General features: G+C 70.4%; 18 protein-coding genes and 1 pseudogene. 2 read left to right on the top strand and 17 right to left on the bottom strand.

All coding sequences use genetic code 11. The annotated features are described in order from the left end of the window. Window positions 1-2: 2 nt before the first annotated feature. From ACGF5C_RS31680 to ACGF5C_RS31755, 16 genes and pseudogenes are all read right to left on the bottom strand, one after another. Window positions 3-851 carry a hypothetical protein gene (locus tag ACGF5C_RS31680; RefSeq protein WP_393307611.1) on the bottom strand — a complete coding sequence of 283 codons (849 nt, stop codon included), beginning with the start codon at window positions 849-851 and terminating at the stop codon, window positions 3-5. Further along, entirely contained in the window at window positions 848-1,714 is an 867-nt protein-coding gene (locus tag ACGF5C_RS31685) for a PD-(D/E)XK nuclease-like domain-containing protein (protein ID WP_393307613.1), read from the bottom strand. Before ACGF5C_RS31685 ends, ACGF5C_RS31680 begins: the two co-directional genes overlap by 4 nt. Further along, window positions 1,711-1,851: a hypothetical protein gene (locus ACGF5C_RS31690; RefSeq protein ID WP_393307615.1), complete on the bottom strand. Its 141-nt coding sequence runs from the start codon at window positions 1,849-1,851 to the stop codon at window positions 1,711-1,713. Before ACGF5C_RS31690 ends, ACGF5C_RS31685 begins: the two co-directional genes overlap by 4 nt. Next, window positions 1,848-2,072: a WhiB family transcriptional regulator gene (locus tag ACGF5C_RS31695; protein ID WP_393307617.1), complete on the bottom strand. Its 225-nt coding sequence runs from the start codon at window positions 2,070-2,072 to the stop codon at window positions 1,848-1,850. The genes ACGF5C_RS31690 and ACGF5C_RS31695 overlap by 4 nt, the downstream gene beginning before the upstream one ends. Next, on the bottom strand, window positions 2,069-2,398 hold the full coding sequence (locus ACGF5C_RS31700) for a hypothetical protein (RefSeq protein ID WP_393307619.1): 330 nt from the start codon (window positions 2,396-2,398) through the stop codon (window positions 2,069-2,071). Before ACGF5C_RS31700 ends, ACGF5C_RS31695 begins: the two co-directional genes overlap by 4 nt. Further along, window positions 2,395-2,808: a hypothetical protein gene (locus ACGF5C_RS31705; RefSeq protein ID WP_393307621.1), complete on the bottom strand. Its 414-nt coding sequence runs from the start codon at window positions 2,806-2,808 to the stop codon at window positions 2,395-2,397. The genes ACGF5C_RS31700 and ACGF5C_RS31705 overlap by 4 nt, the downstream gene beginning before the upstream one ends. Window positions 2,809-2,887: 79 nt before the next feature. After that, complete coding sequence (locus tag ACGF5C_RS31710; RefSeq protein ID WP_393307623.1) at window positions 2,888-3,154, bottom strand: hypothetical protein; 267 nt, start codon at window positions 3,152-3,154, stop codon at window positions 2,888-2,890. Then, a complete protein-coding gene (locus ACGF5C_RS31715) occupies window positions 3,154-3,531 on the bottom strand; it encodes a DUF4326 domain-containing protein (RefSeq protein ID WP_393307624.1) in 378 nt (125 codons plus the stop codon). Before ACGF5C_RS31715 ends, ACGF5C_RS31710 begins: the two co-directional genes overlap by 1 nt. A 41-nt stretch (window positions 3,532-3,572) precedes the next feature. Next, window positions 3,573-3,641: pseudogene (locus ACGF5C_RS31720) on the bottom strand (hypothetical protein); the annotation flags it as partial. Next, entirely contained in the window at window positions 3,641-3,814 is a 174-nt protein-coding gene (locus ACGF5C_RS31725) for a hypothetical protein (protein ID WP_393307626.1), read from the bottom strand. The pseudogene ACGF5C_RS31720 and the gene ACGF5C_RS31725, both read right to left, overlap by 1 nt. Then, entirely contained in the window at window positions 3,811-4,230 is a 420-nt protein-coding gene (locus ACGF5C_RS31730) for a hypothetical protein (protein WP_393307628.1), read from the bottom strand. The genes ACGF5C_RS31725 and ACGF5C_RS31730 overlap by 4 nt, the downstream gene beginning before the upstream one ends. After that, entirely contained in the window at window positions 4,227-4,478 is a 252-nt protein-coding gene (locus ACGF5C_RS31735; RefSeq protein ID WP_393307630.1) for a hypothetical protein, read from the bottom strand. Before ACGF5C_RS31735 ends, ACGF5C_RS31730 begins: the two co-directional genes overlap by 4 nt. After that, the gene (locus ACGF5C_RS31740) at window positions 4,475-4,672 is read right to left on the bottom strand and encodes a hypothetical protein (protein WP_393307632.1); all 198 of its coding nucleotides are present in this window, start codon (window positions 4,670-4,672) and stop codon (window positions 4,475-4,477) included. Before ACGF5C_RS31740 ends, ACGF5C_RS31735 begins: the two co-directional genes overlap by 4 nt. Beyond that, window positions 4,669-4,956, bottom strand: coding sequence for a hypothetical protein (locus ACGF5C_RS31745; RefSeq protein ID WP_393307634.1), 288 nt, complete (start codon window positions 4,954-4,956; stop codon window positions 4,669-4,671). Before ACGF5C_RS31745 ends, ACGF5C_RS31740 begins: the two co-directional genes overlap by 4 nt. Before the next feature lie 92 nt (window positions 4,957-5,048). Beyond that, on the bottom strand, window positions 5,049-5,282 hold the full coding sequence (locus ACGF5C_RS31750; RefSeq protein WP_393307636.1) for a hypothetical protein: 234 nt from the start codon (window positions 5,280-5,282) through the stop codon (window positions 5,049-5,051). Next, window positions 5,279-5,548 carry a helix-turn-helix domain-containing protein gene (locus tag ACGF5C_RS31755; protein ID WP_393307638.1) on the bottom strand — a complete coding sequence of 90 codons (270 nt, stop codon included), beginning with the start codon at window positions 5,546-5,548 and terminating at the stop codon, window positions 5,279-5,281. Before ACGF5C_RS31755 ends, ACGF5C_RS31750 begins: the two co-directional genes overlap by 4 nt. A gap of 195 nt (window positions 5,549-5,743) precedes the next feature. On the opposite strand from ACGF5C_RS31755, the gene ACGF5C_RS31760 reads away from it, so the two are divergent. Further along, complete coding sequence (locus tag ACGF5C_RS31760) at window positions 5,744-6,199, top strand: helix-turn-helix domain-containing protein (RefSeq protein WP_393307640.1); 456 nt, start codon at window positions 5,744-5,746, stop codon at window positions 6,197-6,199. A 157-nt stretch (window positions 6,200-6,356) separates the two neighbouring features. After that, window positions 6,357-6,977 carry a hypothetical protein gene (locus ACGF5C_RS31765; RefSeq protein ID WP_393307642.1) on the top strand — a complete coding sequence of 207 codons (621 nt, stop codon included), beginning with the start codon at window positions 6,357-6,359 and terminating at the stop codon, window positions 6,975-6,977. A 25-nt stretch (window positions 6,978-7,002) separates the two neighbouring features. Here the strand turns inward: ACGF5C_RS31765 and ACGF5C_RS31770 are convergent, their stop codons facing one another. Next, complete coding sequence (locus tag ACGF5C_RS31770) at window positions 7,003-7,887, bottom strand: tyrosine-type recombinase/integrase (RefSeq protein ID WP_393307644.1); 885 nt, start codon at window positions 7,885-7,887, stop codon at window positions 7,003-7,005. Window positions 7,888-8,042 lie beyond the last annotated feature (155 nt).

The following is an 8,042-nucleotide window of genomic DNA, read 5'->3' on the forward strand; positions in this document are numbered from 1 at the left end:
GCTCAGGCCGCCTCGGCGAGCTGGTGGGAGCGGGCGGACCAGGCGTCGAGCACCTGCGGGTCGCGGATGCCGTTCTGCTGGCAGATGGCCTTGATCTCGTCGAGGCGTTCCTGGGTGCCGGCGTCGGCGATCTCGGCGAGGATCTCGGCGGCGGTGAGCGGGGCGTCCACAGCGGCGAACAGGCCGAGCGGATCGGTCGGGTCGCTGGCGGCGGCGGGCGGCGTCTCAACGGGGGTGCCGAGGATCTCGGCAGCGGTGACCCGGGTCAGCTTCGGCCGGACGGCGGCCGGCTCGTCGTGGAGCTCCTCCGCGCTGTAGGGCATGCCCATGATCGCGGCGGAGTCGAGCCAGCGGGCCATCTCGGCGGTGGCGCGGGCGACGAGCATGGCCTGCGGGTCGGTCTTCCACTTCGGGTTCTTGGAGACGTACCCGGCTTTCTCGGCGCGCTCGATGGTCCACTCCAGCCGCTGCCACCGGTCGGAGCCGTTGCGGCGCCCCTCGACGACGCAGTGGGTGGTGTCGGACTCGCGGACCTCGAGGTCGTGGCCGCGGGACTGGACGACGGCGCGGAGGGTGATGGCCTTTGGCGCGGGGGTCCCCTGAATCGAATCGAACGCGCGGAGGCTGGCCATCGGCCCGAAGCCGAGTTCGGCGCCGGCGAGGATCGCGGCGGTGGCTTCCTCGGCCTTGCCGCGGTACGCCTGCGGGGCGAACGAGGTGCCGCACAGCTTGGTGGCGATGCCGTAGGCGGCGTCGGCGACGCGCGCCCATTCGGCGAGGCGCTCGATGGCCTGGTCGGAGCTGACGGCGAGGTCGAGCTGCTGGTCGTTGCGGATGGCGATGTCGCTCATCGGGTGAACTCCTCGGTGCGGGTCGCCCAGGCGGGCAGAGAGACGAGGGCGATGTCGTGGGCGTCGGCGTAGCTGGGCCACACGCCGGTGGCGGTGCAGTCGGCGTAGATGCGCAGGGCGCGCCGGTTGCGCTCCCGGCCCGTCATGAGCGCTTCGGCGTCGAGCTCGACGACCGTGACGAGGTAGGGCGGGGTCTTCTCCTGGAAGACGAAGACGAACGCGGCGTCCTCGCCGAGGTCGACGGCGGCGATGCCGTCGAGGTACCAGGCGGCCTGCTGGTAGTAGCCGTGGTTGTGGACGGCTTTGCTGACGGCGTCGGGGTGGGCGGACAGGCAGGTTTTGTAGTCGGGGACGATGAGCCGGCCGCGGCCGGAGCTCGGGAGCCAGTCGGTGCGGGCGCGGCGCCAGACGCCGGTGTCACCGTCGATCCAGAACAGGGACTGCTCGGGCTTTCCGGCGGCGGGGTTGAAAAGGGCGCTGGCGATGGGGTGCTGGCGGATGGCGTCGGCCATGGCGGTGACGTGGTCGTGGTCGGCCTGCTTGAGCGGCACGCCGCCCCGGTCGCGGATTTCGGTGACCTGCTCTTTGGCGGCCTTGGTGTCCCAGCGGTCGCCGGGCACCACCTCGAGGTCCGGTCCGGCGCCGAGGACCAGCTTGTGGGCGGCGTGGCCGATGTCGAACGTCTTCTTCGGCGGTTCGGGGTGGCGGCGCTCGTAGTCGAAGCGGGCGGGGCAGGTTTCCAGGAGCTTGCGGGCGCCGGAGCTCGACAGGCTGCCGGCGGGTACCGGGTCGCGGTGGTACGTCTCGTCGGGCATTCCGTCGTAGACGCCGGGTTCGGTGATGGTCAGCTCGATGATGGTCACGCGGTCACCTGCTTTCGCAGCGCGGCGGCCCTGGCGAGGACGGTGCGCATGTCGGGGCTGATCCAGCGGTGGTCGGGGGCGTCGTGCTGGCGGCGGACGATGCCGCACCGCTGGCAGCCCATCGGCAGGGCGCTCATGCGGCCCTCCGCTTCAGGGCGCGGCGCTCGCGCTCGGTGGTGCCGCCCCATACGCCGTACGCCTCGTTGTTGGCGAGGGCGTACTCCAGGCAGTCGATGCGGACTTCGCAGTTGCGGCATACCGCCTTTGCGGGTTCCGGCGTGCCGCCCTTGTCGACGTAGAACAGCTCGGGGTCGGTCTGGTTGCAGATGCCGCGTTCCTGCCAGTCGAGGCCGCTCACAGCGCCTCCCCGGTGTTGACGCCGTTCACGGCGGCGAGCGCGGCGTACCGGTCGCCTCCGGCGGGCGGGATGACGGGGGTGGGGCGGAGTGCCCGGGCGGCTTCGATGACGACGGCGCGGGCGGCGTCGGTCAGTTCGGCGTCCTCCCAGATGCCGTAGCCGAACTTGCCGGGTGCGGCTTCGGAGAGGGCCAGGCCGAGGCGGAAGTCCATGCGGGCGTCGGTGAGCCAGGTGGCGACGGCGTCGAGGATGAGGTCGGCGCGCTTTTCGGCGGGCAGGTCTTGGGTGAGGATGTCGGTGATCTGGTTGCGGATGTCGGCGCTCATCGGGCCACCCCCGCCGGCTGCTCGGCGCGGGCGGACGTGAGGGCGAGGTCCATCAGCCGGTACTGCTCGACGGCGTCGTAGAGGTTGACGAGGGCCGGGGCGGCGGACGGGCGGCGGATCAGGCGAACAACGTCGTTGTCTTCGTGCGCCTCGGCCCACGCCTGGGCGGCGTTGATGACGGGCTTCTGGGCGAAGACCTGCTCGCGCATCCGCTCCAGTTCGGCCTTGAGTGCGCCGATCTCGTTGGCGTAGGTGGCGGCCTGCGTGCGGGACTCGGTGAGGGCGGCGGTCAGCTCGGCGACCTGGGCGCGGAGCTTCTCCAGCTCGGTCTGCTCGACCATGGCGAGCGACGGGCGTCCGCAGGTGCAGCCCTCGTCGGCGAAGGCGCAGGTGTTCCAGTTGACGGTCATCAGAGGCTCCAGATCAGGAAGGCGGCGGCCCAGAGGGCGGTGGAGGTGAGGGCGGCGAGGCCCCACGTGCGGCGGCGCGTCACGACGCCTCCCGCAGGCCGAGGTAGTAGGTGTCGAGCCGGTCGACGGCCGCCCGACGGCGGGCGAGGTGCTCGGCGGCGACTTCCCGGCGGTGCTCCCACGCGTCGGCGGGGATCGCGATGAGGGCGGCGTGGAGGGCGTCCAGCTCGGAACGCAGCAGCCGGAAGTCGGCGGCGGTGTGGTGGCGTTCGGTGAGCCGGCCGGTGAGGTAGGCGGCGGCGATGATGGCGGCGAGCGCGATCAGGGCGACGGCGAGGCGGGCCATTACTGCTGCCCGCCGTTCGCGATCTCCAGGAGCACGTCGGCGTGGCAGGGCTGGTCGAGCGGGCACCAGCACGCGAGGTTCTTGCCAGCCAGATGGGTGCGGATCTCGTCGGGCGTGACCTTCACGAACCGGCCCCCGCGACTCGGGTACGCCCACCGCATGCCCAGCGTCGGCTCGGCCAGGGTGAGGCGGTACAGCTCGACGAGTTCGGCGCGGGTCCCCCACCGGACGTAGGTCTCGACCTGGTCCAAACCATCCGAGCCGTCGATGGGGAGGAACATGTCGTGGCGGTTGCCGGCGCGGCTGATGCGGCCCTCGTGGTCCCAGTCGCGGCCGAACCGCTCGTGGTGCTTCGGCCCGTAGTGGACGAGCCCCACTGGCCCCGGTAGGCGAATGGGTTGCCGAACTTGGTGGGCCGGCCGACGTAGACGGCTCCCTCGGGCATCCGCCAGCCGGCGGTGCGCTTGCGCTGAATCCGCTTCGGCATCAGTCGGCGCTCCTCAGGTGCAGGACCGGCGCGAACGCGAGTTCGATCAGGTCGCGGGTTCGCTGGCAGGTGTCGGTGCACCGGTCGCCGGCGATGTGCCCGCAGTCGGCGGTGGTGGGGGCGGGGCGGGACACCCAGGCGGCCAGGCTGGCGAGGTCGAGCGGGGCGGTCATCGCGCACCCCCGAACTCGGCGGCGTAGGTGTCGGCCAGGTCGTCGCTGACCGCCCCGTCGAACGCGCCGGTGTCGTCCCACCAGTAGGCGAACGCCTCGACGAGCGGACCGCCGTTGCTGTGCGCGCACGGGCCGCCGGCGATCGGGCAGTGGTCGCCGGCCGGGTCGGGGCGGTGGATGGTGGTGGTGCGGCTGGTGAACAGCCAGTGGTGGTTGGAGCAGACGTCTACGCCGTCGGGCAGCGGGTAGTCCCACTGGTTGGTGGCGGTGACGGAGACGGCTCCGGCAGGTCCGACGTACGCCCAGCGGCGGTGGGTGTCGGACTGGTAGGTGCGGGTCTCGTGGCCGTTGAGGTGGTGGTCGATGTCGTGCAGGGGCAGGTCGGCCAGGCCGGCGAGGTCGAGCGGGGCGGTCATCGGGGCTCACCGCCCTCGGGGTAGGCCAGGCCGCAGCCGGCGCAGCCGATGACGACCGGGGTGGTGTCCTGGGCGGTGCCGACCCGCCACCCGCAGAGGACGTTGTGGATGGCGCGGGGCACGACCCGGATCAGGGTGCCGCCGTCGTTGACGTGCCGCAGGGCGGGGATGCTGGCGGTTCCGGCCGTGATGGCGTCGGCGTAGGCGTGCAGGTCGGCGGCGGCCTGGTCGCGGTTGATGCGGCTCATCGGGTCACCGCCAGGAAGGCGTGGCGGTAGGCCCGCCGGAACTCGATCTCGCCGTCGATGGCGTGGCGGACGGCCGTGGCGCACTCGCCGGGCAGGTACGCGTTGTCGGCGGCGAGGCGCTGGAGGTCGGTGTCGGACAGGTGGGTGAGGTCGGCGGCGATGTGGTCGACCGCTTCCCGGTCCGCGGGGCTCACCGGGTCACCTCGGCGGCTGCGACCGGCTCGTGCTCGTCCTGGTCGAGCCCACATTGCTCGCACGCCACGTCGTCGCGGCCGGCGATCTCCGGCACGAACTTGTGGGGCTTGAGCCTGCAGGTGCTGCACAGGTCGGTGGCGCCGTCGCTCCAGAACTCGCCGGCATCACTGGCCAGCTCGCGGGCCATCTCGGGCGAGTCGAAGTGCGGCTCGTAGTCCCAGTCGAGCTTGCTGCCGCAGTCGTCGCAGGTGATCGTGTAGCACTGTCGGGTCTGGATGGCCATGCCATACTCCTTGTCGGTCGGCGCTCCGCGATGTCCTTGCCGGGATGCGGGGCGCTGGTCTGTTTCCGGGGCCCGGGCGGGCACCGGGTGGATCAGGCGGCCTTGCGGCGGCGGGGGAGCTGGGCGATGCGGATCATGTGTTCGCGTCGCCGGCTGTCGGCCATCTGCTGCTGGGTGGCCAGGTCGAGATCGGGGAACTCGACCTGGATCTCGCGGAGCCACTTGTCGGCGGCGGCCTTGCGTGCCGGCTCGGTGGCGGCGCTGCGGTCGGGGGTCTTGCCCCACCGCTTGTGGGCGCCGATGCGTCCTGCGGTTGCGTGGTTCATCCCTTCTCCTCCGAATCAGTGGTGATGACGAAGAGCCGCTCGAAGGGCACCCGGGGGAGCGCGGAGCAGATGGCGGCGATGGTCTTCTCGCTGGGTGCGTTGACGCCGTTGCGGATCTTCGACAGAGCGGCGGGGCTGATGCCGAGGAACGCGGCGCGGTCCGAGTCGGTGGTGTGGCCGAGCGCTGTGGTTATCCGGTCGATCTGGTCGAGGCGGAGTCGAACGCGCGGCTGGTCAGGGGTCTGCCGGCCTTGTGTTTCGAGCACGAAACAGACGCTAGCGCTGTGGCCGCTCGAAAGCAACATCCACTAACTCACCCGTTCGGGTGACTTTCGCGCACGAAATCTCCGTATAGGGTTACGTGCATGATCGAAGCAGTAGACGGACAGGTAGTCGCCTATCGGTCAGTTGGTAGGGGGGTGACTCGCTTTCGTGCGCGAAATGCCATAGGGTTCGTGCACGTGAGCACCCAAGCGTGGGGTCCCGAGGCTGGAGCAGCCTTCCGCTCGTACGTGCTACGGATGGCAGCCAACGCCAACGCGCGCATCGAGAGCGTCGCCGACCTGGCCCGAGCCACCCAGATCAAGCCCGGCGTCTACTCCAAGTGGTTCTCTGGGGCCGAGCAGCCCAGCGTGAAGAGCCTGGAGAAGCTGGCGCCCGTGATCAAGGCCCCGCTACGTGATCTGCTCGTCCTCGCCTGCCGGGTTCGGCCCGAGGATCTCGGCCTCGAGGCGGCCCCCGAGCCGCCGAAGGTGGTCGGTCACCCGCTTGCCCGCGAGCTGGATGGACTCCTCGCTGACAGCTCGCCGCTGCCCGAGGTGGAGCGGAAGGCGATCGCGGCGTTCCTGGACCAGTACCTTGAGCCCTACCGCCGGTCGGCGAGGCTGAGGTCTCGGGGTCGCCGTAACACTGCGTGAATCATCCGCACAGCCACGGCGTGGGAATGTCGACTGTGGGTATTGAGCCCCGTGATGGGCTTTCGTGCGGGAAAGAACCCCGTTAGGGTTTCGCTAATCATCAGCTTTGAGTCGTACACACGTACGAACCCACCCCACCCCCTCAGGGAGGGCAGGCATGACGACCATCTCGGGCAAGTCCCGTCCACGGGATCGCCCAAAAGACGGCATCGACATCGACGGAAGCACCGGCCAGCTCAGGCTACCCACCTCCTCCAGGGCCGGCCTCTACTGCGCCGCAGCCGACCGACCCCCGGGCATCTCCCGCCTGCTTGCCACCACCCTGTGCGTCGCCGTGCTCGCCCTGACGGCCACCGTCGTCCTCGCCGTAATCGAGGAAGTACGCAACGCCCCCGCAGTCAGTCACACGACCATGATGCTGCTGTCGGGCGCCTCTGCCGTCGCCTGGACGGCAGTCATCACCGTCCTCGTACGCGACCGGATGACCCACAACCAGCAGGTCCTACGCAGCATCGGCACGACCATCGAGGCGCGCCTGCGAGAGCAGTACGACCGGCAGGAACACCTGGCGCACCGCATCACCGACCTGGCGAACCGGCAGGCCGAGCAGATGCAGCTCATGCGACAGGTCGCCGCCAGCGTGGCCGCCGTCCGCCGCGAGATGGCCGACGTCATCGGTGTGGCCGACGCTGACGCCGAACTACAGCTGCGCCAAGCCGTCAACGACGGCCACCGCCTGCCAGGCGGCGGGTTGTACGTCGTGCCCCCGGAAGACTGATAGGCAAGTTCGGTCACACTGTGGCCTAGAAGCGGTCCGCCTGGGAAACCCGGCGGGCCGCTCTATGTGCGCGCTCCACCTGCGCCGACCGGCCGTAGCGGCGCGGCATCTCCGCGCTGCTCCATCCGAACAGCGCCATCGCGTCGCCCTCGCTGCCGCCGGCGTCGGCCCACAGGTGCGCGGCCAGGTGGCGGAGCTTGTGCGGGTGGATCCGCGGGACGCCGGCCTCCCGGCAGCGGCGCTCCAGCAGTCGGTAGGCGCCGGAGGTGGTGAGCGCTCCGCCGAGCTGGCCGAGCCACAGCGACTCCAGCCTGGCGTGCTTGTGGCGGGCGCGGACGCGCAGGTACCGGTCCAGGGCCTGGCCGGTTTTCGCGCCGAACGGGATGGTGCGGATCTTGTCGCCCTTGCCGCGGAGGGTCACCCGGTCGTGGCGCATGTCGAGGTCGTCGACGCTGATGCCGACCATCTCCGATACGCGGGGCGAGCCGGCCTCGCACCAGAGGCGGATCATGGCGGTGTCGCGGCGGTCGCCGAACTCGCGGCCGGAGCACGCCTTGAGTAGGGCGGCGATCTGGTCGTCGGGCACGATCGGCACCGGCTTGGAGGTGACCTTCGGTTCGGCGATGCGCCGCATCGGCGACTTGTCGATGATTTCCTCGGCCTCGCACCACCGGTAGAAGGCGCGCAGGTTGCGGAACTTCTTGTGGACGGTGGCGCTGGCGTTGACGGCTGCGGCGGCGATGAGGAACTCCTCAAGGTCCTCACGGTCGAGGTCGACAATGGGTAGGCCGGGCCGGAACTCGGCGAGCTGTTGGAGGGTGATGAGGTAGCTCTTGACGGTGTTGGGGGAGGTGCGCTTGGTGCGGTGGTATCGCTCGTACGACGCGAAGTGCAGCTCGTTCACGTCCATGTGGCGGGGCCTCCCGAGTGCTACAGCGCTAGCGCGGTTAGGGCAGAATACTCTGTCCCGGTACCGCTGTAGCAACCCCGCCGGACCGATGCGATCTACGTTTGCGCAGGTGGTGCGCCCGGCAGGATTCGAACCTGCGGCCTTGGGATTAGAAG

Source organism: Micromonospora sp. NPDC047620, from assembly GCF_043205005.1.
In the GTDB taxonomy this organism is placed as follows: Bacteria; Actinomycetota; Actinomycetes; order Mycobacteriales; family Micromonosporaceae; genus Micromonospora.

Excerpts from the sequence above, each read along its gene's own strand:
- ACGF5C_RS31690 (WP_393307615.1), bottom strand. The coding sequence starts at position 1,851 with ATGAGCGCCCTGCCGATGGGCTGCCAGCGGTGCGGCATCGTCCGCCGC.
- ACGF5C_RS31770 (WP_393307644.1), bottom strand. The coding sequence starts at position 7,887 with ATGGACGTGAACGAGCTGCACTTCGCGTCGTACGAGCGATACCACCGC.
- ACGF5C_RS31750 (WP_393307636.1), bottom strand. The coding sequence starts at position 5,282 with ATGAACCACGCAACCGCAGGACGCATCGGCGCCCACAAGCGGTGGGGC.
- ACGF5C_RS31765 (WP_393307642.1), top strand. The coding sequence starts at position 6,357 with ATGACGACCATCTCGGGCAAGTCCCGTCCACGGGATCGCCCAAAAGAC.
- ACGF5C_RS31710 (WP_393307623.1), bottom strand. The coding sequence starts at position 3,154 with ATGGCCCGCCTCGCCGTCGCCCTGATCGCGCTCGCCGCCATCATCGCC.
- ACGF5C_RS31730 (WP_393307628.1), bottom strand. The coding sequence starts at position 4,230 with ATGACCGCCCCGCTCGACCTCGCCGGCCTGGCCGACCTGCCCCTGCAC.
- ACGF5C_RS31745 (WP_393307634.1), bottom strand. The coding sequence starts at position 4,956 with ATGGCCATCCAGACCCGACAGTGCTACACGATCACCTGCGACGACTGC.
- ACGF5C_RS31680 (WP_393307611.1), bottom strand. The coding sequence starts at position 851 with ATGAGCGACATCGCCATCCGCAACGACCAGCAGCTCGACCTCGCCGTC.
- ACGF5C_RS31725 (WP_393307626.1), bottom strand. The coding sequence starts at position 3,814 with ATGACCGCCCCGCTCGACCTCGCCAGCCTGGCCGCCTGGGTGTCCCGC.
- ACGF5C_RS31705 (WP_393307621.1), bottom strand. The coding sequence starts at position 2,808 with ATGACCGTCAACTGGAACACCTGCGCCTTCGCCGACGAGGGCTGCACC.
- ACGF5C_RS31700 (WP_393307619.1), bottom strand. The coding sequence starts at position 2,398 with ATGAGCGCCGACATCCGCAACCAGATCACCGACATCCTCACCCAAGAC.
- ACGF5C_RS31735 (WP_393307630.1), bottom strand. The coding sequence starts at position 4,478 with ATGAGCCGCATCAACCGCGACCAGGCCGCCGCCGACCTGCACGCCTAC.